This window comes from Streptomyces sp. NPDC006510 (assembly GCF_040611955.1).
In the GTDB taxonomy this organism is placed as follows: Bacteria; Actinomycetota; Actinomycetes; order Streptomycetales; family Streptomycetaceae; genus Streptomyces.
The window spans coordinates 1-24,183 of the sequence record NZ_JBEXPH010000130.1 but is presented as its reverse complement, the minus strand read 5'-3'; the positions used below and the strand labels follow the sequence as shown (position 1 = coordinate 24,183).

The window sequence follows — 24,183 nt, the reverse complement described above, 5'->3', positions numbered from 1 at the left end:
GTCGGCCAGCAGCCAGGTGGGCAGCAGTCCGGTGGCCAGCCCGATGCCGTGCGGGTACGGCGTCATGTCGGCGAGCACGTCCAGCCCGGCGTCCCGCTCGCGGGCGAGCCGGGCGACGGCGTCATGCCAGGCGGCGTCGGGAGCACCGGTGTCGTGGCGGACGTTCAGATGGGAGAGCTGGGCGCGCAGTCCGCTCCGCCGGGCGACAGTGAGGAACTCCTCGACGGCGTCGAGCAGGTGCGCGTCCCGGTTGCGGATGTGGCTGGCGTAGATCCCGTCATGCCGCTTCAGAACGGCTGTCACATCGGCGAGTTCACCGGTGGTCGCGTCCCGCCCGGAGCCGTATTCGAGCCCGCTGGACATCCCCAGCGCGCCGGCGTCCATGGCTTCTTCGAGTAGGAAGGTCATGCGCGCGAGGCCGTCGACGCCGACAGCCCCGCCCCGTACCTGTGCGGCGTCGCGCAGGGCTGTGTGTCCGACGAGCCAGGCCAGGTTCTGCGCTGTGCCCCCGTCCTGCCGGTGCACGACGTCCAGCAGCTCGGGGAACGTTCGCCAGGAGACCGGCCCTTCGTATCCATAGGCACGCAGAGCGCGGCAGGCCTCTTCGGCGCCCGCGTCGGCCAGGGGAGCGTAGGTCACTCCGCAGTTCCCGACGATCTCGGTGGTGACCCCCTGGCGGACGGTGCTCTGGGCGTCCCGGTTGCCCAGCACGGACCAATCGCTGTGGCTGTGCGGGTCGATGAATCCCGGCGTGACCGTCAGGCCGGTCACGTCGATGTGTCGAGCCGCTTCCAGCCGGAGACTCGCACCGACGGCGACGACGCGGCCGTCCCGCACGGCGACATCGGCCCGGCGAGCCGGGACTCCGGTGCCGTCGACGACCTGCCCGCCGGACAGCAGGAGATCGACGCCTGACGAGACAGCGGCGGATGAGGCAGTGGAGGGTGAGACAGGGACCGGCATCAGCGCAGCTCCTCCTGGTATCGGTCGCGCACCCGGCTGAGGAAGGCGAGCGACACCAGCGCGCCGCAGACCAGGTAGAACGCGGGGGCGATTGAGACACCGGTTTTGGTGGCCAGAAGCATGTTCACGAAGGGCGCCGTGCCGCCGAAGACGGCGGCGCCGATGTTGTACGAACTGGAGAACGCAGTCGAGCGGACCCGGGTGGGGAACAGCTCGACGAACAGCGCGGCCATCGGCCCCGAGACGGCGGCGAACAGGACAACGAAGATCACCTGCCCGGCGAGCGCCCCGGCGAGGGTGCCGTTCGTGGCGAGCAGGAAGACCGGATACGTGGCCAGGGCGTAGAGCGCCAGCGCACCGCCCATCACCTTCTTGCGTCCAACCCGGTCGGAGAACGCGCCGGCCGCGACGATGAGCGGCACTTCGATCAGCAGGGCAATGGCGTTGGTCGTCAGGGCGTCCCCCAGCGAGAGAGCGCCGACCGCGTCCAGGAAGGCCGGGAAGCTGGTCGCCGTGTACCCGTAGAGGGTCACGCCGAAGACGATGCCGAGCACGAGCAGCCAACTGCGCCGGGTTTCTGTGGCTGCCCCGCTGCTGTTGTCCTCGTCGGCACCACTGTTGTCGCTGTCGCCGGGCGTGGAGCCATCGGCCTCCGCCCCTTGCCGGCGTATTGGCTGCTGAGGGGCGTGCAGTTCGCGGTACGCCGGGGACTCGTCCAGCTTCAGGCGGACGAACAGCCCGACCGCCGCGACGATGCCGCCGAGGAGGAACGGGACCCGCCACCCCCAACTGTCCACAGCCGCCTCGGGCACGAGCCGCACGATCACCATGGCTACGCCCGTCCCCAACAGGAAGCCCGCCACAGTCGAGGCCTGTACCACTCCGGAGTAGAGACCACGGCGGCCGGTGCGTGCGTACTCGATCAGGAACGTCGCGCCGCCTGTCCACTCCGCGCCGGCCGCCAGGCCCTGGACCATCCGCAGTGCCACGAGCAGGGTGGGAGCGAGCATCCCGGCCGAGGCGTGGGTGGGCAGCAGCCCGATGAGCACGCTGGCGACGCCGACGGTCACCATCGTGATCGCGAGCATGCTCCGGCGCCCGGCGCGGTCGCCCAGCCGCCCGAGGACGATTGCCCCCAGCGGACGACACACGAACCCGACCGCGTACGACGCGAACGTCACCAGCAGTGAGACGGTCGGGTCGTCCGAGGGGAAGAACAGTCGCCCGATCACGGCCGCCATCGACGCGTAGATCGCGAAGTCATACCACTCCAGCACGGTACCCAGCACTGCCGCCGTCGTGACCCTGCCCGGAACGCCCCTGCCGCCGTCCGTACGCGTGGACGGCGTTGCCGGCTTCGTCAGCTCCATAGCTCCGCCTCTCTATGGGCCCCGTGGCCCAGGGCGCCGAATGTAGACGAGCAAATGGCAGATGGTCAACCATCGACCATCCGGTATCGTTGGGGGGTCGATCAAAGGAGTCCTGCATGATGGCGGCATCGCCCACGTCACCGCCCGAATCCCGGCGCGACTGGATCCTGCGCAACTTGCGCGAACGCATCGCCCACGGTGAACTCATCGCGGGGGAAAGGCTCATCGAACGGGACATCTCGGTGCACTACGGCATCAGCCGGGGTCCCGTCCGCGAGGCCATCATGGTCCTGGAGCAGGAGGGGCTGGTCGTCACCCATCCCTATCGGGGCGCCGTCGTCACCGAGATCCCCCAGAAGGAGATCGAAGAGATCCTGGTCCCGATCCGGCTGGTGATAGAGAAGGCCGCCTTCCGTGCCGCAGCCGAGGCAACCGACCAGAAGCTGTTCGAAGCCCTCGACACACTCGTGGGACAGATGGAGTCCGCCGCGGCTGAGCCCCTGGACGCCAAGGCGCTCGCCGACCTCGACGTCACGTTCCACGAGACCGTGATCACCGCCGCCGGGCACACACAGTCACTGCGGATCTGGCGCACCATCCAGCCCCGGGTGCGGGCCTATTTCCTCCGCGACGCCCCACACCACGAGAACCCCCGCGGCATCGTCGACCAGCACCGGTCCCTGCTCAACACTCTGCGTTCCGGGGACCCGGAGCGGGCCGGGGACGAGATCGCGGAACACATCGGGATCTATCTCGGCCGCTGAGGGCAACGGTGAGCGGCGCGGGAGACCGCGCAACCAGTAGGTGCCCTCCCACCACCGCCACTGGCAGCAGGCCGCTCGCCCGGTGGGTGGCCACCGCATGAACGTGACACCCGCGATGCGCGGCGATCAGCGCACGCAGGTCCGCGATACGCCGCTGTTCGTGGGTCTATCTCGGGCTGGGAGGTCGGGAGTTTCTCCTCGACACCGCCTGCACCGCCTTGTCACGCGGAGCGAACGAGCACTTCTTCCTGGGGCAGGACAGCAACGTCAACTCCCAGGAGTACAACGACCCGCGCTCGCCGACCCTCGACACGGACGAACTGTCGCACTTCCCCGTGTACATCCGTATGGTCGGAGCCGGGTCTGAGCAGGGTGGCGCATCGAATGGCCCGTCGGTGACCGTGCACCCTGACACCAGTAGCGCCCGCCGGTACGTCCGTCCCAGCCTGCGCGAGGTCGACGACCGTCACCGGATCCGGCTGGACGGCGTGGCCCGGAGCGGCGGGTCGTGGGGCAGCGCGTCTGGTCACGCGGCGGCTCGCTCCGACCACTGTGCACCACCTGCTCCACGACGCCGGGCCACCTTCCGCTCCCGGGCGGAGCCAAGGAGCACCGGACCGCCCATCAGGCCTCGGCCCTGGGAAGGGAGGCCAGGACCGAGGCGGCTGAGGGAGCCGATCAGATGGTGTCCGCGACCTTGATATAACCCTGCTGGATGACCCACTTCTGGTTGGTGTGGTCGACGCACTGCCAGATGCGCACACGGTCACCGTTGTTGCGGGTGTTACCGGCGTCCAGGCACATCTCCTGGCGCTTGCCCACCGTGTCGGCGAGCACAATCTGAGCGTTGCGGACGATCCACTTCTGGTTTGTGTGGTTGACGCACTGCCAGATGCGCACACGATCACCGTTGTTGCGGGTGTTACCGGCGTCCAGGCACATCTCCTTGGCGGCGCCGATCGTGTCTTCAACCTTGATCTGTCCATTGGTGATCACGAACCGCTGGTTCTTGTGGTTGACGCACTTCCAGAGGCGTACCTGATCACCGTTGTTGCGGGTGTTGCCGGCGTCCAGGCACACCTCATGGGCAGCCCAGGACGCAGGAGCCGCCACGGAGGACGACACCCCCGCGCCGAGGGCGAGCATGAGCGCCGCGCCAGTGAGGGAGCCAAGGCGGCGAGGAGAAAGGAGCGAAGCCATGAGCACAATCCCAATCGTTGAAGGGGAACCGACAGCACCGTCACGAGACCAGCAGTTGGTGCCCACGCATCCTGGATGCCGCTGTTCGGTCGCCGGTAGCGGATATCTCCAGACACCCCCCGTTAGAGCGAAGATGATCACCCGCCCGTGGGAGCCGTGGGCAGGTCATGGTGACACCCCCGGCAGAGCGAGACCCGTCGCGAGGGGGTAGCGGCGGCTGAGGCTGAGGCTGATCCTTCGGAGTGGACGGGCCGTGCGCTGTGCCGGGACGGCCGGGTACACCCTGGGTGCCGTCAAGGGGTCGGCACCGGCGAAGAGTCCGCGGTGTGCGGAGGCTGTCCTTCGTGAGCTCGCCCCCCCACAACGGGCGGCGCAGACGAACCGACCTGATGGGCCGCTGGTCCGCGCCGCCCACGTCACGCAGGAACCGGAACGGGCGCCGGGGAGTTGATGCGGCCGGTGCGGGCCAGCGCGCACACGGCACCGGCACCTGCCAGGCCAGTGGCGCTCAGGGCGGCCCAGGTCAGCCACAGCGCGTGATGGGAGGCGGCGTAGTCCCACAGCGCTCCGGTGGCCAGGTTCCCCAGCGTGATGCCCAGCCCGGACACGGTGTTGTAGAGGCCGTAGTGCGTGGCGACCAGCCGGTTGCCCGACAGCGCGACGACAGTGTCCATCTCCAGCGGGTAGACCACCGCACTGCCCGCGGCCAGCAGGACGACGGCCGCCGCCAGCGCGCCGAGCTGAACGGCTACCTGCCAGCCGTCCGTGCCGGGCGGGGCGAGGGCGAGCGGCACGAAGGCCAGCCCCATGGCGGCCAGCCCGCCCACCATCGCCTGCGGACGGCTCCACCGGGCCTTCGCCCAGGCGGTCAGCCGCAGCTGCCCGGCCACCGCCACCGCGGCGGACAGCACGAACAGCCCGCTGGTCACCTTCGTCCCGTCCGTACCGAGCACGGCGTCCGCGGCCATCGGCAGGGCCAGGTAGACCTGGAAGGTCAGCACATAGGAGCCGATCATCGCCAGGGAGAACAGCAGGAACGGCCGGTTCGCGGCGACCTGACGCCACTGCGCCAGCACCCCGCCGCCACCCGCGTCGCTGCCTGTTCCGGTGCCCCCGGCACGGCGGGCGGGCAACGCCCGGCCCTGGAGCACGGTAAGCCCCGCGAAGATGGCGGCCGCCACCGTGCACACCAGACGGAAGTCGGTAGCCAGCAAGGCCAGGCCCACCAGCGGACCCAGCAGCATCCCGGCCTGGTAGTACACGTTGAACGCGGCGAACGCATCCACCCGCCGCTCGCCGGCTTCGGCCGCGAGGTAGGCGCGCACGGCCGGGTTGAACATGGCTCCGGCGAACCCGGTCGCCGCCGACGCGGCCACCAGGGCGGGCAGGTTGTCGACCCACCCCAGCAGGGCGAACCCACCCGTGCGCAGCAGACACCCGGCCATGATCGGGGCCTTGTAGCCGAAGCGGTCCGCGATCGTCCCGCCGATCAGGAACATGCCCTGCTGGGAGAAGTTCCGCACCCCCAACACCAGACCGACCGCCCACGCCGCCAGCCCCAGCTCCCCGGCCAGATGCGCCGCGAGATACGGCATGAGCATGTAGAAGGCGAGGTTGATGGCGAACTGATTGGCCATCAGCAGCCGCACCGCCGGAGGGAAACTCCGCGTCGTGGTCAGCAGAGTCCTCACCGGGCCACCCCCGCCAGCCCGCGCTCGCCCGCGGTTTTCGGGGCGGCCCCGGCCAGGGGATCGAGGACCGTCGTACAGCGGCTCCAGCGGGCAACGACCCGCTCGCCCGGGTGCGCCAGCTCGTCGGGCCCGTCGGCCGACCCCTGGCCGAGCAGCTGCTTCTCGCGGCACCAGCCGTCGTCGAAGACGGTGCCGACATACCGCTGCGGGCCGTCGGGGAAGACAGCGGCGATCTTCGTCTCCGCAGGAGAGGTGGCAGCCAAGTGGCGGGCGACCAGCGCGACCGCGCCCACGCTCCACCCGCCCGTCGCATAGCGGGCCTTCGCCAGGGCGCGGGCGGCCCAGACCGCCTCACCGGCCGCAACCCAGTGCACCTCGTCGAACAGGGCGTAGTCGACGTTGCGGGGGTAGATGCTGGAGCCCAGCCCGCGCATCAGCCGGGGTCCGGCGGGCTGTCCGAAGATCGTGGAGCCGCAGGTGTCCACCCCCACGATCCGCAACGAGGGGAAGAAGCCGCGCAGCACCCGGCCGATGCCGGCCGAGTGGCCGCCGGTGCCCACGCTCACCACCAAGGTGTCGATCCGGCCCAGCTGGGCGACCAGCTCGTGAGCGAGAGGTGCGTAGGCGGCCACGTTGTCGGGGTTGTGGTACTGATCCGGACACCACGCATCCGGACGGCCGATCAGCAGCTGGTCGACCTTCTCCCGGCGGGCCTGCTGCCAGCCCCCGACCGGGTGCGGCTCGCCCACCAGGTGCAGCTCGGCGCCATAGGCGGTCAGCAGGCCCCGCATCAAAGGTTCCATGCCGGGGTCGGTGACCACCGCCACCGGATGCCCGAACGTCACCCCGGCCAGGGCCAGGCCCAGCCCCAAGGTGCCGGAGGTCGATTCCACGATCGGCGCCCCGGGCAGCAGCTCGCCGCGCTCACGGGCACGGGCCACCATGTACAGCGCGGTCCGGTCCTTGATCCCGCCCGGATTACGGCCTTCCAGTTTGGCCCAGAACCCGCCGGCGGCGGTGAACGGCTCACCGACCCACAGGACCGGTGTGTCGCCGACCAGCCCGGCGGGAGTGTGCGCGGCCGGAGCCGAGGGCGCCAGCAGCTGGGCAGGCGAACAGGGGGCAGTGGTGTGCAAAGGGTTCATAGCGTGAGTTCTCCCACGGCCCCACCCACTTCGGCGGACCGCGTGATCGTGACGACTGTTCAGGACGCGCGAACACCGCCACGGCACGACGGAGGCCATCGGGCAGCTCCGTCACTCCGCGCGGTGCGTCCCGATCAGGTCCGCCAAACCCCCAGCACCGACCGCACCCGTTGCTGCTCATCGTGATCCCCTGGCGAGCCCCGTCCAGGGGCTGCGCACCCGGTACCCGCAAACGGCTCCCGCTCCACCACGCCCTCGGGCGCCACAACGTCCGGCGTCGGCGGCGCACCCATGTCCCGGGACAGCACACTGGGTTCGTCCACCCCCGTGCAGTCGGCGAACCGCAGGCCCTGCTCACCCGCGGCCCGCTCCGGGCCCGGAGCGGGTTGGGCAGACGCGGCCGCGGCCAGGGCTGCGACCGGCAGGGAGTCGGAACCGGCGGCGCGCCCGAGCTCGGGCCCGTGGGCGCAGGCCAGCACGTGCACGAGAGCGGCCAGCACCACAGCGAGGATTGCTGGGAGCGCTGACGACCTGAAGTGACGCCGCATCACAAACACGTCACACAACGTACTGCATCAGTTACATAAAGTGCTCGTTAGGTTCGACTGCCGCGCATGCCCGTCTCCCGCCCAAGCGTTCGCGCAGCAAGGTCCAACTCTCACAAACGATCGCTTGACAACAGAAGTGATGGCTCCGCGGGCCCCGAGGGAGCGGACCGCCACGGCCGCGATGGGTGGCGGTGGTCGTCGTTGAGTTACTCGCGGACCCGAGCGTTCACTGTGGGATGCGCGTCGCCGCTGTCCGCACCCAGGCCCGCGAGCAGGCGCAGCCCGTCCTCGGTGGGGCTACCGGGGGCCGCGGAAAGCACCAGCAGCTCCATGCCGGATTCGTCCGGTAGTGCGAAGTTCTCCTGGTGCAGTTCCAGCAGTCCGACCAGCGGGTGCCGGTACGCCTTGCGTCCATGTGTGCGGGCGCGCGGGCCCAGAGGCGGCGGAAGCGCTCGCTGCCCATCGCCAGCTCGCCGATGAGCGAGGCCAGGCGGGGGTCCTCGGGGTATTTGCCGGCGGCCAGGCGCAGGTGCCCGACCACGTCGAGGGTGCATTTCTCCCAGTCCGCGTAAAGGCCGCGCTCGGCCTCCTCACCGACCGCGGGATCAACGGCCCGATCGAGGACCTGCTGTTCCCGATCCACCACGGGATCCTGTACTACCCGGGCGTGGAGGTGCTGCCGCCGTTCGTGCTGTACGGCACCGACAAGATCACCGGCGGCGACTTCGAGGACGCCGCGAAGGCGTGGAAGGAGCGGCTGCTGTCGCTGGAGACGACCGAGCCGATCGCGTTCCGGCGCCAGAACTTCGGTGACTACGAGATCCCGTCACTGCGGTTGAAGGAGGGCCTGGAAGTGCCGGGCCGCAAGGGTTTCGGCCTGCACGTGCGCGGTTACTGAGGTTTCCGCATGGTCGTCGGGTGGTGGCTGTTGGGCGCCCGACCCCACCCTGAAAGCCTCGGTCACCACCCCTCCAGCGTCACTCCGACCGCCTCCCGCCGCGGATCGGCCCTCGCCCAGCAGAAGGTGCGCCGCGGATTCCTCACCGTGCTCTGGGTGCCGATCGTGACAGTCGTGGTCCTGGGCCTGTCGATGGTCGGCCTCCACTTCTGCGCGCCCTGACACCCACTTCTCGACAAGGTCGAGAGCGCTCAGGGGACGAGAAGCCCCCAATACATCCCCCACGGTACGAAAACCAGTCCCGCCGCGGAGAGAAGACCGAGGCGGACACTCTCGGCTCGGCCGGACCTCCCTTGCCCGTGCCACCACGAAACCACCGTCCACGCGGTCGCCCCAACCACGGCGACGGCCAGGAGCTGCAGGGCGAGCCAGGGCAGCGTGCGCCCCAGGAGGACAGGACCGGTGACACCCGCGGCGGTCAGCGCGAGGAAGAGCAGATAGACGGGCATCCCCACGAGCACCGCAAGGCCGGTCCCCGAGAGCCACCGTGCGGCGCGCAGCGACGGCGCCCGCCGACCTCGCCCCTTGCCGACGCGGCGAACGAGCGCGCACAGCGGATACCCGGCGAAACCGATCGCGAGCACGCACAGGGCCGCCAGCTGGACTTGGCCGGCGTCGTACCAGACCGGCGACGGCAAGGCGCGGGTCTTCCGCTGCTGGTGCGGTGCCGGGTCGATGCTCCTGGGCGGCAGTCCGCTGCTCAGGCGCTCGATCCATGCCGCTTCGAAGTCGGCGTAGTCGGACGGCAGTCGGGAGATTCGGTCGAATCCGTGGTCGCGGGTCGTGTTGAGGTTGTGCCGCACGTCCGGCACGAAGCGGATGGTGTAATGCCTGTTGCCGCCCCGGTGCAGTGCGCGGGCGATGATCCGGGAACTCTCCTGCGGGGCGGCCTCGCGGTCGAGGGTGCCCCATTCGGCCAGCACGGGCTGGCGGACGCGCTGCCACGTCGGCACCGGGTCGTAGTCCGCCTCCGGGAACAGGCCCGCGCCGACGAGCTGCCGGGTGAAGGTGCCCTGCATGATGTGCGGAAGCGAGCCGGAGACACCCGCATGAGCCAGGTACTCGCCATAGGCCCATGCCTGCTGCCGTGCAGGTTCCATGCCGACCGCCCCTGCGGTGATCACGAACGACACATCCGCCGACCGACTCGCCGCCGAAGACACCGCCCACGCACCCTCGGACAGTCCCCACATCCCGGTCCTGGCCCGGTCGACGCCGGGCCGGTCGCGCAGCAAGTGGAGCGCAGCAAGCGCGTCATCGGCGAGGAGGGAGTAGTCGCGGTGCAGAGTGGAGTACCCGGTGGTGCGTTTGTCGTAGATCAGAGTCACGATGCCGTGCCGGGCGTAGGACTCGGCCGCGGCCCGCAACTCCGACCGGCCACCGGGACCCGCACCCGGCACCATCACCAGCGCGGGCCGATCCCTGCCACCTGACGTGGGGCTCAACACCGTCCCGTTCAGACGCACACCGTCCACGCTGGTGAACGACACCTCGATCGAGGCGAGTCGGTCATCTGTCGGGGCGGCCGCAGCCGTCGGTGACAGCAGCATCAGGGCGACGCAGGCTGCCGACAACAGCAACAGCAGTCTGCGAGGGCAGAGTCCACATGCGAGTCCCATCTCGATCCCCCGGGTTTCCGGCCGGCAAGCAGCCGCGACGTGCGATTCCTTGGAGATCCAGATCCTTGTTGCCACCACGCCGGGCGTCGAGGTGGGTGGGCCCCCTCCAGAGGTGGGGACAACCCCCGGATCTGCGCTGTGCTCATGTCGCGTGGGCTTATACGTCATCCTTGATGCGCGGCCTGCGCGGCCCCAGCACCACACCCGACCACAGCGGCCGCCGGCCGTGGCCGATCCGTGCCAGTGGCGCTTCTGGGCACCGAGCGGGCGCGGTGCGGGATACCGTCCGGGAGCCGCCGCCGAACGGCGGCAGCGAGGGCAGACGAGCCGCGCTGGGAGGCCGCCGTCACGACCGAGGAGGAACGTGACGCCGAACTCGAAGAGGCGCTCAGCGATCTCCGCCTCGTCAAGGGCGACTTGGAGATCGCCGAACTCCACAAGGCCGTGGTCTCCACGGTGCGCGGATTCACCGACGCCGAGACCGTGGAGGTCGACGCACCGGAGACGGCAGCCAGGTCACCGGCCGCCGCACCGACGTCCCGGCAGGGCGGACCGAGCACGAGCACCGACTCGGCGAGGAAGCGGCCGGCCCATCCGGACGACCTCACCGTGCCCGAGGAGTGGCGCGGCAGCGGCGTCCGGATCGAGGACGACCTGGTCGTCACCGAGGACGGTCACGAGAACCCGGGTCGAGGCGTGGACAGCCCGGTTCCCTCACCGGGGTCTTCTCCGCCGGGCTCGCCCTGACTCTCGACCTCACGCGGTCCCGCACTGGCTGAGTTCGTCGACGCCGGCCGGTTCTGACCACCTCACGCCCCTGCCCTCACCGGTTCTGTGGAGGACCTCATGACCATCCACCAGGTACTCACCACCGACTATCACACCGGCGGTGAACCGTTCCGCATCGTCCCCGAACCGCCGGTCGCCATCGAAGGGGCCACAGTCGCCGAACGCCGTATGCTCGCCATCGGCAACCCCGACGTGGACAACCTGCGTAAGCTGCTGTGTTTCGAACCCCGCGGACACGCCGACATGTACGGCGGGTTCATCACCCCACCCGACGACGAGGGCGCTCACTTCGGCGTGCTGTTCTGGCACAAGGACGGCTTCTCAACAGCCTGCGGCCACGGTTCCATCGCACTCGCCGTCTGGGCCGTGCAGACCGGCCGCGTCGCCCGCGACCCCTCCGGCATCACCACAGTCGTCATCGACGTCCCGTCAGGCCGGGTCACTCTGTGCGTGCACACCGTCGGCGAACAGATCACCGGCGTCGACTTCGTCAACATCCCCAGCTACCGGCTCGCCGAACGCGTAACCGTCGCCACGTCCTGCGGGGACGTCGTCGTCGATGTCGCCTACGGCGGCGCCATCTACGCGCATCTGGACGCAGCCAGCGTAGGACTGGCCGTCACCCCCGAGCACTACTCGGACCTCATCGCGATCGGACGCGAGGTCAAATGGGCGCTGAACGACAGCGAGCACGCCCGTCACCCCGTCGACGACCGCCTCAGCGGTATCTACGGGACCATCCTGTACGACGACCTCGGCATCGACGAGAACGGCAACCCGCACCAGCGCAACGTCACCGTCTTCGCCGACGGCCAGGTCGACCGTTCCCCGTGCGGCTCCGGCACCTGCTCCCGTGTCGCCGTGCTCGCAGCGACCGGTCGCCTCAAGCCAGGCCAGATCCTCGTCCACGACTCGATCGTCGGCACCCGCTTCCACGCGCGGATCGTCGCGGAGTTGGCCGTTGGCGGCCACGCCGCCGTCGTTGCGGAGGTCACGGGGAAGGCGTACCGGACCGGAGAGCACCGCTTCGAGCTCAATCCCGCGGATGACCTCGGCACCGGCTTCGTCCTGCGGTAGCCGCCCCGCCGACCGGCTGAGGAAGCGCGTGCGCGGCGTCCCGCGTACGCCTCTCGGTCAGGAGTCCGGCTCGGCCCGTCCCGCCCGCATGCCGCGGCTGTGGGCAAGATGCCTGCGCATGAGTTCGGCGTCCGGCTTTGGGTCGCCGGACTCGACCGCGTCCGCTGTCTCGATGTGTTCCTCCAGGACGGCCTCACCGAGTTGGGTACCGCCCTGATCCATTCCGGACCATTGATGTCGCCGTGCAGGCCTGGGCGGTCGCACGGCCCTGGCCGACGAGTTCCTCCGCTGACCCATCTCACCGGCGCTCCCGCACTCCAGCTGCACCAACTCGGCCGCACAAAAGAAAGGCCGCTGACAGCTGTCGCACCGCCCTCGGCCTCGCATCGGCCGAGCCGAGCGGGGTTTTCCGGCGTTGTGCTGACGGCCGGTCAGCACGGGCCTCGATCGACCGGTCGTCAAGTGGCGGTGGGGACGGCGACGTTCATCGTGGCTCTCGCCCGGCCCGCCGCCCTTTGAAGCGCTGTTCCAGCCCGGCGATGACGACCTCCGACCCGACGTCGTAGGAGTCGAGGTGGTGCAGCCGGGCGAGCCGATCGTGCTGGTGCGGAGCGGCCCGCTCGGCCGAGGCGGCGGTCGGCCGGCTCCGGACGGCAATGACGAGGAAGCCGGACGCGTAGGCGTCGCCGCGGCCGATCGGCCGGAGCCGGTCCGTCGGTATCCCTCGGGCATGACGGACATCGCCGCGCAAAAGCTGGGAGACACCACTCACCGGCGGCCTGCGCATCCTGGAACTCGGAGTGCGCTCGCACGTGATCACCCCGGCACCCGCCCTCCCGCTCCACCCCTTCCTTGAGACGACGTGACGGTACTGCCGCGGTCTGCGGCACCGCGCTCAAGCGGTGGCGGCCGTCGACCGGGTGGACTCGTCGGCCCGGTCTCGGCTGACCTGGTCGAGTTGGCGGGAGCAGAGGGAGCTGAAGAGGACCGTGCATGCCGGGGCTCCGACGAGTGGGCCGAGCAGCACGGAGACGTCTGCTCCGTCCAGCGCCGATGCGACAGGTCCGACGTACAGCGAGTTGAGGCACAGCAGTGCGGCGCCGGTGCCGAGGAGTTGGGCGGCGGGCCCGGCCATCTTGATGCCGCCGTGGTACCAGTGCCAATGTCTCCGGCCGCCGCGTCCGTCACTGGGTCTTGTTCACTGCGCTGCGGTGCCGCGTCCTTCGAGCAGGGGGCGGGCCGGTTGCCAGGTGTCGCCGCGACCGCGGGCCGCGATGCCGCACAGGGCTTCGAGCACGATCCGGTTGCCGGGCATCGCGGTGATTTCCGCATGGTCGTACGGCGGGTACACCTCGACGATGTCGACGCCGACGACCGGGAGTTCGAACACCAGGCGCCGGATGATGTCCAGGAACTGTCGGGACGTCAGGCCGCCGGGCTCGGGGGTTCCGGTGCCCGGCGCCATGCCCGGGTCGACCACGTCGACGTCGACGGACAGGAACACGCCGTCGCACTCGTCGAGCGAGAGGCCCATGGCCTCCTCGACACACGTGCCGAGGCCGCGGGTGACGATCTCACGCCGTGCGATCGGCGAGAACCCAGCAAGCAAAGATCGTCCGGTTCATGACTGCGGGCCCATCGACGCCGCGTCTACTGATCAACTCCAGTAAACTGACCGCGTTTTAGGAAGTGGCAAGGCCGCGAGTCGACTGCGTGCGATGGCGGGAAGCGCCCGATGTAGCCGACGTTCGCAGCCCTCGACGGAGCTCTGATGAACCTGTTCGTTTGCGTTCAGCGGGCTCCGCCCTGCGACCGTTTCCGGAGCCGGGAATTTCGCGAGGGCCGGCCGGACGGCCGACGCTGCCCGCGGGGATGGCGCCGCTGGAGCCTTGGCCGGCTCGGGCGATTCACCGGGCCCCGCCTCGGCCTCGCAGTGGTTTGTCTGCGGTGGCACTTCTTCGCCCTGTACGACCGGTCCACACACTATTCACGAATTGCCACATTGTTCTCCTGTCCGCCAGCTCTCCGGAGTCCGCACTCACCACCCCTACGGGGGAGTGAATCGCTGCGCCGTTCTTCGAAGGCTCGACCGACCCCTAGGACCACACTCCGTGACCTTGTCCTCAAAAATCGCCCTTGCCCTCGGCGTCTTGTCCCTCCTCCTAGCAGTCTGGGCGCTGCTCCTGGCACGCTCGCGCCGCAAACACATACGACGGGGCAGAGACTTGTCCACGGAGGCGCAGGCCGCCAATTCCCGTGTGCAGGCTGCCGAGGGCCGGGCCCGGACCGAGGTGCAGAACAGGCAGGCCGCAGAGTCCCGCACGCAGGAACTCACTACCCGCGAGGCGGAGATTCTCGACGAAGTGCGTCACCTCGTCTCCAATCGGCTTCCCGCTCTCGCACTGCACCTGATCAGCTCTCATCACCCCGTCCCCGGACTCCTGCACAAGAACCTCGCGGGGTCCGAGGCTGCCCAGCTCCTCGACGCCCTGCCCGAAGCGGTTTCTGGCATCGTCCTCAAGGAAAGGCGCCGCATCGACGCCGCTGCTCGGGCTGCTCTGCGTGGCGCGACTCAGGAGTCCCAGGCCCTCTCCTACCGGTTGCAGACGAATATCGTGGGACTACAGCACGAGTTCAGCGCGCCGCCCCGTCTGACGCAGAGCCTGCTCGAGTCCGACCACCTCAATGAGCAGAACCTGCGCCTCACACAGAAATCCGCCATCGTGTGCGGAGGCTGGCCGGGTCACGTCCGCAAGGACACCTACGTGAGCGAGGTCGTCAGTGGCGCCTCCTCCCGGCTGCGCGGCTTCGACCGCATCAACATCGTTTCCCGGCTGGGCCTTTCCAACATCGGCGTGGTCGGGCGCGCGGCCGAGCCTGTCGCTGTGGTCTGCGCCGAGCTGATGGCCAACGCGCTGGAGCACTCCCGTGACGACCTCATGGTGGACGTCGGCTTGATCCAGACCGGCAACGGCAGTGTGTGCATCACGATCGACGACGCCGGCAAGGGCATGACCTCAGAAGCGCTCGCCCGCGGCCGAAGTCTGATATCGGGTGACCAGCAGGAGGTGTTGCTCCTCGAACTCGGCGATCCGCCGTCCATGGGCTTCGCCGCCATCGGCCGTCTCGTCGCCGACTACGGCCTCCATGTCTCCATCGACACTTCCTCTCCCTATGGCGGGGTGCGCGCTGTGGTGTCCATTCCCGAGAACTTGTTGACCTCGATCGACGAAAACGCCACACCTCCGTCGGTCATGGCTCCCCAACCTGCCGTGGCGCCACAGGCCCACAAGCGGCCCGCCGCTGCCGACTCGCCCGCGCAATCGCCCGCGCCGACCGGCGCGGCCGCGCTTCCACAGCGCCGCCGCCGTTTCTCAGCGACAGCCACCAATGATGAGTCCGCCGCAGCGCCCCGCCCCTTGAACCCGGAAGACACCGGTGCCATGTGGAGCGATTTCCAAAGTGGCCTCACCGGCGACCGGTCCGTCACCGATTCGGAGTCAACACTGTGACCATGCCTGAAACCCACGAAGAGACCAGCCCGTCCGCCTGGGTCCTGAAGCCCATCACCGAAATCCGTGGTGTCCGGCACGCCCTGACCATGACTCTCGACGGGATGGTCCAGGCCATCTCCGAGGATCTCACCAAGGACGAGGCAGACGGCATCGGTGCGATGACCGCCGCGCTGCACTCCGCCTCCCGCGCCGCCACCAACGCCGTTCTGGGAGCGCCTCGAAGCACTCCGCTCAAGACCGTCACCTCGCACAACGACCGGGGCATCTACATGGTCATGCCGGTCGGCGAAGGAACCAACACACTGATCGCGGCGGCGGGCGACGAGGACATGCCCATGGGAGTGGTCGCGGCCACCATGGCCCGCCAGGCGATGAAACTCGGGGAACAGATAATGTCCGTTCCCGCCCGTACCAGCGACGGGGCGTCATGAGTCGCGGCCAGGAACAGCGACGGCTGCTGCCGGCCTACCTCGCGACCGGGACCAGCCCCGGCGCCGGCCTCTCGGGCACCCTCGATTCGCTGGCCGCTCTGCGTGCCAGTGGTCTGCCCCTCGCGAGGTACCACACAGCGGTGCACCAGCGCGTGATCGAGCTCCTTACCGACGGATCGCTCAGCGTCGTCGAACTGGCCGGCTACCTCGGCCTCCCGGTCAGCGTGACTCTGGTGCTCGCCGAACAACTTGTCAGTGACGGTCAGTTAAAGGCCACCGTCCCGCTTCCGGACGCCCTCCGCGCGTCGAACGATGGCCGACCGTCGAAAGAAGTCCTGGAGGAGGTTCTGAGTGGACTCCACGCTCTCCTTGCCGCCTAGCTCGCCCCCCGTCTACCTGCCCGAGGGGGAACACCGAAGGATCAAGATCCTCGTTGCCGGCCCGCTCGGTATCGGCAAGACGACCGTGGTCAAGTCGCTGTCGCAGATTCCGACACTGCACACCGACGAGGTCATGACGAACGCGGCGGTCGCTACCGATGACCTCAGCCACGATGTCCTGCGCGACAAAACCACCACCACGGTCGCCATCGACTTCGGCCGTCTGACGCTGCCGGGCGACAAGATCGTTCTGTACCTGTACGGAACTCCGGGGCAGCGCCGCTTCCTTCCGCTGTGGGAAGGCATCGCGTTCGGAGCACTCGGTGCCCTCGTCCTGGTCGACACCCGGCGGCTCAAGGACTCCTGGGAAGTGATGGAACTCATCGAGGAGCGCGGTTTGCCGTACGCCGTCGCTGTCAATGTCTTCCCTGACTCACCCAAGTACGACTTGGCGCTCATCCGTTCGAAGCTCGACCTCGCCCCGGAGACACCACTGGTCACCTGTGACGCACGAGAGAAGAACAGCGGCCTGCACGCCCTCGCCCAACTGACCGCCCATTCCATATCCGTTGCCGGAGTCAAAGCCTCGTGACGCTCACACCAGCCGAAGCCCCCGTGTCCCTGCACGGGGCCGAACACGCCGCGAACCCGCAGCGCAGCTATGAACTGCTGCGCAGGCAGGGGCCGATCGGCGAAGCCGAGGTGGCCCCCGGTGTCGTGGTCCACCTGGTCACCGACTACCGGGCCGCCCTCGACCTCCTCCTGGACACCGATACGTGGACCAAGGACACCCGGAGCTGGCTGCCGCAGGTGCCGGAGGACAGCCCGATCCGGCCCCTGGTGGAGTGGCGGCCGAGTCTGTTCTTCGCCGACGGCGAGGCACACGCGCACCTGCGACGTGTGATCACGGACAGCTTCGGTCTCCTGGACCCCCATGATGTGCGCACCCTGACATTCCGCTTCGCCGACACGCTGCTCCAGGAATTCGCCGATACCGGGACGGTCGACCTCGTCCGCCAGTACGCGCAGCGGCTGCCCCTGATGGTCTTCAACGCACTGTTCGGTATGCCGGACGAGGAGGGCCCGCGGCTTGTGTGGGCGCTCGGGGCGATGATGGACAGCGATCCGGAGAAACAGGCAGCGGGCGCGCAGGCGTTCGGCGCCTACCTCGAAACCCTCTACGCGACCAAAGCGGCACAGCGCGGCCACGATTTGACTTCCTGGTTCATCGATCACCCCAACGGGCTGAGCCAGGAAGAGGCTGTCAACCAGATCCTCATCACCCTCGGGGCCGGGAACGAGCCACTGTGCAACCTCATTGCCAACACACTCGTCCGCCTGCTCAGCGACGACCGCTATTTCGGCACCCTGACCACCGGGAGCCTGCCCATCCAGCACGCCATTGATGACGCGCTGTGGCACGACGCGCCACTGGCCAACTACAGCGTCCACTTCCCCAAGAAGGACGTGACCTTCCACGGCGCTCGCATCCCCGCAGGCTCGCCCGTCATGGTGTCGTACGCCGCCGCCAACACCTGCCCGCACTCGGGCATGCCGACGGACGGCTACCGCTCCGGGAACAAGGCACACCTGGCCTTCGCCGCAGGGCCCCATACGTGTCCCGCCCGTGACGTCGCCACACTGATCGCCACGGCCGCCATCGAGAGGCTCCTGACCTACCTGCCGGACATCGAACTGGACGTTCCCGCCGACAACCTGACCTACCGCCCCGGGGCTGTCCACCGGACGCTCACCGCGCTCCCGGCCCGATTCACCCCGCTGACCCCCGACGCCAACGGGGCCACCCCCTGGAGCCGGAGCCCCTCCCGCCCCGAGCGGGACACGACATTCTCCCCGACATCAGGCGGCACTGAGGCGTAGAAGCCGTATCACCTGCCGTCGATCGTCACAGCGGTGGTGCCGCCCGGGAGCCGGCCGGCACCACCGCTACAGCCCCAGGGAGGAAACGCGGGTCCGTTGGCCCGTCCTCTGCAAGAACGGAACCGCAATGACGGTTCTCGAACGAAAGAGGATCAACCGCCGGTGACACAAACCCTTCCCACAAGACTGCCCGACCTCTCTTCCCTACGACAGAAGGTGGGCTCGGCTCTGACCGGATTCCTGGACACCAAGGAACGTGCTGCGCCAGGAATCGAGCTGCTCCACCTGACCAACGCCCTGCGCGGACTCCTGACCGGCGGAAAACGGCTTCGGTCCCTGCTGTGCCTGTACGGATGGCAAGCCGCCGGCGCAACAGGTGACATGACTGCTGCCGTTCGCGCTGCCGCCAGCCTCGAACTCTTCCAGGTGTTCGCCCTGGTACACGACGACGTGATGGATGACAGCGATATCCGCCGCGGCCGTCCGTCCGCCCACCGTGCACTGGCCACCGCGTACACCGACAGCGGCGGCCCGGACAGCAGGGCCGAGGCTCACGGTCTGGGCGCTGCCGTCCTTCTCGGAGACCTGGCCCTGGTGTGGTCCGATGAACTTCTCCGCACAGCGGACCTCAGCCCGGAGCGGCTGGCGCAGGTGCTGCCCCTGGTGGCCGAAATGCGGAGCGAGGTCATGTACGGCCAGCTCCTGGACTTGCAGACCACCGGCCGCCTTACCGGCGATGTGGATACGGCACTGCACGTTATTCGATACAAGACGGCTAAATACACCATAGAACGGCCCCTGCACATAGGGGCGGCAGTGGCCGGGGCAACCCCGCCCGTTCTCGATGCTTGCACCGGTTTCGGCATACCACTAGGAGAAGCGTTTCAGCTGCGGGACGACCTGCTCGGGGTGTTCGGTGATCCCGCCAAAACAGGCAAACCAGTACTGGACGACCTGCGCGAGGGCAAGGCCACCGTCCTGATGGCGCTCGCGGTCCAGCGAGCCTCCGCGGCCGAACTGAAAACACTGCGCGAGCTCGTCGGCCGAAGCGACCTCAACGAGGAACACGCCGCCGCGGTCCGCACGATCCTGGACTCAACCGGCGCCCGGCAGACCGTGGAGGAAATGATCACCACACGACGGGCGGCCGCCCTCGCCGCCCTGGACAACGCTCCCTTCCCGGGAAGTGCCACAGCCTCCCTGCGCCGGCTCGCCCTGGACGCAACGGCCAGGCAGACATAAGGCGTCGCCGCGCACCGTCATCAGAACTCCGAGGAGGAAGTCGCCCCATGAGCATCAGCACGCCCATCAGCACGCCCATCGGCACGTCCTACGCCGAACGAGCCACCAGCCTGGTGGCCCGGGCCGACCAGGACAGATGGGGAAGCGTCTCCCCGTCCCTGTACGAGACGGCCCGCGTCCTTTCTGCGGCGCCGTGGCTGCCCGGGGAGCCACGGCGGATCACGTACCTGCTGGAACAGCAGGCGTCCGACGGCAGTTGGGGGGAGGGACCGCTGCCCTACCGGCTCCTGCCGACACTCAGCGGAGTGGAGGCCGCACTGGCGGTCCTGCGAAGGGGCACCACATCCGCAGAGGTCACCGGCCGGCTCACGGCCGCGGTGAACAGGGGCCTCGACGTTCTGCGTTCACTGCCACCGGTGTGCCCGTGGCCGGACACGGCTGCAGCGGAAATACTCGTACCCAGCCTGGTAGCCGAGATCAACGAGAAGTTGGGTTCTCCGACCACCGGCGAGGACGTGCCAGGTATCGGTGGCCCCCGGCTGCCGGTTCCGGGCGGCTTCCACGGATCGGCTCCTGCTCGCGTGGCCGAGCGGTACGAGTCGGCGGGCAGCCTGCCCGTCAAGTTTCACCACACGTTCGAAGGCATAGGCAGCTACATACCGCCGGCTCTCGTCCCTGACGTCGAAGGCCTGCTGGGCAGTTCGCCGGCCGCCACCGCGGCACGGGCAACGCGGTCACCCGCCACTACCGCTCAGGCCGTCGCCGATCTCACAGCAGTGGCGCAGCGCTACGACGGTCTCTTCCCCGAGGCCGCGCCCCTCCGCGTGGTCGAACGGCTGTGGGTCGCCGCCGCGCTGGCGCGCGCCCACCTGCCCGCTGCCGCTCTTCCCACTGTCCGCGGGTGGGCCGAGGAGATCTACGATCCTCAAGGCGTGCGCGGTGCGCCCGGCCTCATGACCGATGCCGACGACACCGCCATGGCGGTGCTGGTTGCCTCGCTCGTCGGCCTGCCGTACGACCCGGCACCGCTGGACCTGTTCCACAACGGCAGCCACTACGACTGCTACATCGGCGAGGACACCGGATCGGTCACCGCCAACGCCCACGCTCTCCAGGCCCTAGTGAGCTACCTGCGGCGCTGCCCGACGGCGGACGACACATACGGTCCCCGAGCAGCGAAGCTGTGCGACTGGCTGACCGGCCGGCAGCAACCCGAAGGACACTGGACCGACAAATGGCATGCCTCCCCCTACTACGCCACCGCGCGAAGCGTCACCGCGCTCGCACAGTACGGCGGCCACCACGCGTCCAGGGCCGTCCAGAGCGCCGCCGCGTGGACAACTGACACTCAGCGCGCAGACGGCTCCTGGGGCGTGTGGGGCAGCACCGTCGAAGAAACCGCATACGCCGTCAAAATCCTGCTGAGCGCCGCCACCCCCACACCGCGGCCGCAGCACACCCGGGCCCTGGACCTTGCCGAAACGTATCTGCGCGCCGCCTCGCACCCCGGCCACCAGCACCCCGCCCTGTGGCACGACAAAACCTTGTACGCGCCCACCGCAGTGATCGAAGCGGAGGTGCTCGCTGCGCGGGAGTTGCTGCGGGCACGTCGCGCAGCCGCATGTACAGAGGCAGATGTGGAAAGGACGGACGCGTGACTCCCGACATAGATGTGACTGCCGACATGGACGTTCCGCCGACCGCTCCGGGGCGGCTGCCGCTCATCGGACACGCTGTACCTCTGATCAAGGACCGCCTGGAGTTCGTCGAACGCCTGCGCACATACGGGCCGATCGTCCGTATGTCGGTCGGCCCCAAGAAGGTGACCGTGGTCAACTCGCACGAGCTGATCCACGAGATGCTCACCAGCAAGTCCGGCTCCTTCTCCAAGGGGTTGCTGGGCGAGAAGCTCAAGCTTTTCGGTCAGTCGGCCCTGCCGGTCGCGGAAGGCGAGCCGCACCTGCGTCGGCGCCGCCTGCTCCAGCCCGCCTTCCACCGCGAGCAGATCAGCGGGTACGTCAACACGATGCGGGAAACGGTGGAGCCGTCCATCACGGCCTGGGGTGAGGGGGAACTGCTCGACCTGAAGACCACAATGGGGCTCATGGCCCAGGACGTGGCCCTGTCAGTGCTGTGCTCCTTCCGCGCGGAGCAGGAGCGGGCGCGCGCGATCCTCGACGCCGTCGACACGGTCTTCACGGCCGCCATCTGGCGCACCATGGTGCCCGTGTCCTCGCTGGAACGGCTGCCCACCCGCAGCAACCGGCGGCTCAGGGCCGCCCGCAGCCTGCTGCGCAGCGAGGTGGCAGACATCATCGCGGAGCGCCGGGCGGACCCCGACGCCCACAACGACCTCGTGACACTGCTCCTGGAGGCCCGGGACGAAACCGGTGCGCCACTGCCCGACAACGAGATCCTTTCGGAGATCATCGGGCTGCTGGCCGCGGGCTCCGAGACGACGGGAGTCATGCTGGCCTGGCTGTTCCACGAGCTGGGCCGCGACCCCGAGCTGGAGCGCAGGCTGCACGAGGAGGTCGACTCCGTGGTCGGAGAGGGCCCGATCACCGCCGAGCACGTCCCCCGGCTCGCCTTCACCCGCAGACTGGTCAGTGAGACCCTGCGCCTGCACCACGCCGGCTGGCTGGTGACCCGGCAGGCCACCAAGCCCGTGCGCCTCGGGCAGTTCAGCCTCCCGGCGGGTGAGCAGGTGCTGTGGAGTCCCTACGCACTGCACCGCGACCCGGTCCTGTACCCCGACCCGCTGCGCTTCGACCCCGACCGCTGGCTGCCGGAGCGCCCCCAGCCTCCGAGGGCGGCCTTCATCCCCTTCGGGTCGGGAAAACGCATGTGCATCGGTGACGCGTTCGCCTGGACGGAGGCGATCGTCATCACGGCGTTCATCGCGTCCCGCTGGCGGCTGCGGCCCGTTCCCGGCGCCACCGTGGAGCCGATCGGGCTGCTCACCGTGCACCCGTCGGACCCCCGTATGGTCGCCGAAACCAGGCAGCGGGCCGTCGCGGGGACAGCCGCATGAGCCACACCCGCAGCTCGGACGCGCGTACCCTGCCGATGCCCGACCTCCGAGACTCTTTCCCCGGCCCCTTCGCCACCAGCCCGTATGCCGACGCCATCGAGGAACAGACCGCCCACTGGCTCCGGACCTTCCCCTTGATCGGTTCGCCCGGCGAGGCGAAGGCCCTCTGCAACATCACGGCCCAGGGGGTGGCTCGTGTCCTGCCCACGGCGGACCGGGACGGCGTGTTCCTCTGTGCCGATCTCTTTCTGTGGCTCACCGCGTTCGACGACGTACACGGCGAGGCCGAAGGAGGCCGTGACACCGCCCGTCTGGTCCGCCGCATCAGTCACTGTGTCCATCTGCTGGCCGGCCACGACGAGCCGGCGGCCGATGACGACGCCTGCGTCACCGCCCTGCGGGACCTCCTGCACCGGTTCCGGGAACGGGCCACGCCCACGCAGTACCTGCGGCTCACCGCGCACCTGCGGGACAACCTCTTCGGCATCCTCTGGGAGGCCCATCACCTCGACAGGCCCGACCAGGTCACCCTGAGCGACTATTGCGCGATGCGCCCCCACACGGTCTTCGTCCGGACCGTCATGGCGACTGCGGAAGTCGCGCTCGGATACGAACTGACCGAGGATCAGCGAGCCTCGGCGGCGGTGCGGGAAATGGAGAAGGCCGTTGCCGACCTTGCCGGGTGGATCAACGACCTTGCCTCGTACGCGAAGGAGACAGATCGCGGTGGCCCGACTCCTCTGAGCCTGCCGACCCTGCTGATCCGACACCGCGAGTGCGACCTCGAAGGGGCGTTCCGCCTGGCCTCCCGCATGTGTGAAGACCGAGCCTCCACCGCACGCCTTCGAATCACCGAACTCGCCGCCGACAGCAAGAACGCACTCGCGGATCACGCTCACGCCGTGGAAGCCGTCGCAGCCTCCTACGTGTGGCACATAGGGCACGCCCGCTACGCGCGTTAGCCACACCCCCTGGATGTCCAGCGCACTCGCCAATCAGGATGCCCCCGTGCTCGGCTGCCCCGCGTGGGGCGCGAATTGCTACTCGAAGCCGACGCCGGGGGCAATCTGCCGGTGCACGCGCCAGCGGTGAGCTGAGCAGCGCGGAGGCTCGGTCTGCGGCATCGCCGGCGCCAGTGCGCGTGGATCACACCGCACACCGTGAAGTAGATGCCGTCGGGGTCACGGCTCAGGGCGTCGCGTCCGATGCTGAGCAGCAGTCTGATGATCCGGGCCCGGTCGGGGGTGGTGGTGTCGTCGGCCATGTCGAACAGGAACGGCGGGCTCGCCGCGGTGCACGGGCCCACGGCCCCTTGGTCGTGGGCCTCCGCGTTGCATTCCGTACTGGCGGGTGCTCGGGCAGCGGTGCGGTGCGGCCCGAGCACCCTGGGACGTGCGGGTCAGCCGCCCTGACCGGCGCTCCCCATCGGGCCGACCTTCACCTGGGAGCCGGCACCGTCCGTGACGGGCAGCGAGTCGGCACCCGGCCAGTCGAGGGTGACCGACTTCGTCTCGTCCGGCGGGGTCACCACCAGCCCCGTGACACGGACACCGGAGCCACCCGACGTGTTGATCGG

General features: G+C 69.1%; 22 protein-coding genes and 4 pseudogenes. 14 read left to right on the top strand and 12 right to left on the bottom strand.

The annotated features are described in order from the left end of the window. Both ABZY11_RS30465 and ABZY11_RS30460 read right to left on the bottom strand, forming a co-directional pair. On the bottom strand, positions 1 to 963 hold a 963-nt coding region (locus ABZY11_RS30465; protein WP_356482221.1), incomplete at its 3' end, for an amidohydrolase family protein. Continuing rightward, positions 963 to 2,333, bottom strand: coding sequence for an MFS transporter (locus tag ABZY11_RS30460; protein ID WP_356482220.1), 1,371 nt, complete (start codon positions 2,331 to 2,333; stop codon positions 963 to 965). The genes ABZY11_RS30465 and ABZY11_RS30460, both read right to left, overlap by 1 nt. A gap of 116 nt (positions 2,334 to 2,449) precedes the next feature. Here ABZY11_RS30460 and ABZY11_RS30455 point away from each other — a divergent pair, with 116 nt between their 5' ends. Continuing rightward, positions 2,450 to 3,097 (top strand): GntR family transcriptional regulator, encoded by a 648-nt coding sequence (locus tag ABZY11_RS30455; RefSeq protein ID WP_356482219.1) that lies wholly within the window; start codon positions 2,450 to 2,452, stop codon positions 3,095 to 3,097. Between the two features lie 678 nt (positions 3,098 to 3,775). Here the strand turns inward: ABZY11_RS30455 and ABZY11_RS30450 are convergent. The 4 genes and pseudogenes from ABZY11_RS30450 to ABZY11_RS30435 form a co-directional block, all read right to left on the bottom strand. Further along, positions 3,776 to 4,297: an RICIN domain-containing protein gene (locus ABZY11_RS30450; RefSeq protein WP_356482218.1), complete on the bottom strand. Its 522-nt coding sequence runs from the start codon at positions 4,295 to 4,297 to the stop codon at positions 3,776 to 3,778. A gap of 416 nt (positions 4,298 to 4,713) precedes the next feature. Further along, positions 4,714 to 5,934 carry an MFS transporter gene (locus tag ABZY11_RS30445; protein ID WP_356482222.1) on the bottom strand — a complete coding sequence of 407 codons (1,221 nt, stop codon included), beginning with the start codon at positions 5,932 to 5,934 and terminating at the stop codon, positions 4,714 to 4,716. A 50-nt stretch (positions 5,935 to 5,984) separates the two neighbouring features. Next, entirely contained in the window at positions 5,985 to 7,133 is a 1,149-nt protein-coding gene (locus tag ABZY11_RS30440) for a PLP-dependent cysteine synthase family protein (protein ID WP_356482217.1), read from the bottom strand. Between the two features lie 754 nt (positions 7,134 to 7,887). Next, positions 7,888 to 8,273: pseudogene (locus ABZY11_RS30435) on the bottom strand (XRE family transcriptional regulator); the annotation flags it as partial. A 6-nt stretch (positions 8,274 to 8,279) separates the two neighbouring features. Here ABZY11_RS30435 and ABZY11_RS30430 point away from each other — a divergent pair. Then, a pseudogene (locus ABZY11_RS30430) lies at positions 8,280 to 8,579 on the top strand (flavodoxin family protein); the annotation flags it as partial. Between the two features lie 9 nt (positions 8,580 to 8,588). Beyond that, entirely contained in the window at positions 8,589 to 8,801 is a 213-nt protein-coding gene (locus ABZY11_RS30425; RefSeq protein WP_356482216.1) for a hypothetical protein, read from the top strand. A gap of 29 nt (positions 8,802 to 8,830) precedes the next feature. Here ABZY11_RS30425 and ABZY11_RS30420 read toward each other — a convergent pair whose 3' ends face one another. Further along, positions 8,831 to 10,258, bottom strand: a complete 1,428-nt coding sequence (locus ABZY11_RS30420; protein ID WP_356482215.1) for an alpha/beta hydrolase — start codon at positions 10,256 to 10,258, stop codon at positions 8,831 to 8,833. A gap of 324 nt (positions 10,259 to 10,582) precedes the next feature. On the opposite strand from ABZY11_RS30420, the pseudogene ABZY11_RS30415 reads away from it, so the two are divergent. Next, positions 10,583 to 10,729: pseudogene (locus ABZY11_RS30415) on the top strand (aminopeptidase P family protein); the annotation flags it as partial. Between the two features lie 375 nt (positions 10,730 to 11,104). Then, positions 11,105 to 12,124, top strand: a complete 1,020-nt coding sequence (locus tag ABZY11_RS30410) for a proline racemase family protein (RefSeq protein WP_356482214.1) — start codon at positions 11,105 to 11,107, stop codon at positions 12,122 to 12,124. Positions 12,125 to 12,181: 57 nt separating this feature from the next. Here ABZY11_RS30410 and ABZY11_RS30405 read toward each other — a convergent pair whose 3' ends face one another. The 4 genes from ABZY11_RS30405 to ABZY11_RS30390 form a co-directional block, all read right to left on the bottom strand. After that, entirely contained in the window at positions 12,182 to 12,346 is a 165-nt protein-coding gene (locus ABZY11_RS30405; RefSeq protein WP_356482213.1) for a hypothetical protein, read from the bottom strand. Between the two features lie 262 nt (positions 12,347 to 12,608). Beyond that, entirely contained in the window at positions 12,609 to 12,896 is a 288-nt protein-coding gene (locus tag ABZY11_RS30400; protein WP_356482212.1) for a hypothetical protein, read from the bottom strand. 123 nt (positions 12,897 to 13,019) lie between these two features. Beyond that, positions 13,020 to 13,259 carry a hypothetical protein gene (locus ABZY11_RS30395; protein WP_356482211.1) on the bottom strand — a complete coding sequence of 80 codons (240 nt, stop codon included), beginning with the start codon at positions 13,257 to 13,259 and terminating at the stop codon, positions 13,020 to 13,022. A 63-nt stretch (positions 13,260 to 13,322) separates the two neighbouring features. Next, positions 13,323 to 13,733 carry an arginase family protein gene (locus ABZY11_RS30390; protein WP_356482210.1) on the bottom strand — a complete coding sequence of 137 codons (411 nt, stop codon included), beginning with the start codon at positions 13,731 to 13,733 and terminating at the stop codon, positions 13,323 to 13,325. Positions 13,734 to 14,349: 616 nt separating this feature from the next. Between ABZY11_RS30390 and ABZY11_RS30385 the strand changes: the two genes are divergently transcribed. The 9 genes from ABZY11_RS30385 (at position 14,350) to ABZY11_RS30345 (ending at position 23,569) form a co-directional block, all read left to right on the top strand. Beyond that, entirely contained in the window at positions 14,350 to 15,636 is a 1,287-nt protein-coding gene (locus ABZY11_RS30385) for a sensor histidine kinase (RefSeq protein ID WP_356482209.1), read from the top strand. A 2-nt stretch (positions 15,637 to 15,638) separates the two neighbouring features. Next, positions 15,639 to 16,070, top strand: a complete 432-nt coding sequence (locus ABZY11_RS30380) for a roadblock/LC7 domain-containing protein (RefSeq protein WP_356482208.1) — start codon at positions 15,639 to 15,641, stop codon at positions 16,068 to 16,070. Then, entirely contained in the window at positions 16,067 to 16,450 is a 384-nt protein-coding gene (locus tag ABZY11_RS30375) for a DUF742 domain-containing protein (RefSeq protein WP_072485399.1), read from the top strand. Before ABZY11_RS30380 ends, ABZY11_RS30375 begins: the two co-directional genes overlap by 4 nt. Positions 16,451 to 16,490: 40 nt before the next feature. Then, positions 16,491 to 17,042 carry an ATP/GTP-binding protein gene (locus ABZY11_RS30370; protein WP_189547515.1) on the top strand — a complete coding sequence of 184 codons (552 nt, stop codon included), beginning with the start codon at positions 16,491 to 16,493 and terminating at the stop codon, positions 17,040 to 17,042. Continuing rightward, entirely contained in the window at positions 17,039 to 18,331 is a 1,293-nt protein-coding gene (locus ABZY11_RS30365) for a cytochrome P450 (protein ID WP_356482207.1), read from the top strand. Before ABZY11_RS30370 ends, ABZY11_RS30365 begins: the two co-directional genes overlap by 4 nt. A 96-nt stretch (positions 18,332 to 18,427) precedes the next feature. Continuing rightward, the gene (locus ABZY11_RS30360; RefSeq protein WP_356482206.1) at positions 18,428 to 19,573 is read left to right on the top strand and encodes a polyprenyl synthetase family protein; all 1,146 of its coding nucleotides are present in this window, start codon (positions 18,428 to 18,430) and stop codon (positions 19,571 to 19,573) included. Between the two features lie 47 nt (positions 19,574 to 19,620). After that, positions 19,621 to 21,231 carry a prenyltransferase/squalene oxidase repeat-containing protein gene (locus ABZY11_RS30355; RefSeq protein ID WP_356482205.1) on the top strand — a complete coding sequence of 537 codons (1,611 nt, stop codon included), beginning with the start codon at positions 19,621 to 19,623 and terminating at the stop codon, positions 21,229 to 21,231. Next, a complete protein-coding gene (locus ABZY11_RS30350) occupies positions 21,228 to 22,607 on the top strand; it encodes a cytochrome P450 (RefSeq protein WP_356482204.1) in 1,380 nt (459 codons plus the stop codon). Before ABZY11_RS30355 ends, ABZY11_RS30350 begins: the two co-directional genes overlap by 4 nt. Beyond that, entirely contained in the window at positions 22,604 to 23,569 is a 966-nt protein-coding gene (locus ABZY11_RS30345) for a terpene synthase family protein (protein WP_356482203.1), read from the top strand. The genes ABZY11_RS30350 and ABZY11_RS30345 overlap by 4 nt, the downstream gene beginning before the upstream one ends. Before the next feature lie 437 nt (positions 23,570 to 24,006). On the opposite strand, the pseudogene ABZY11_RS30340 reads toward ABZY11_RS30345, so the two are convergent. Further along, positions 24,007 to 24,183 (bottom strand): annotated as a pseudogene (locus ABZY11_RS30340) (DUF4232 domain-containing protein); the annotation flags it as partial.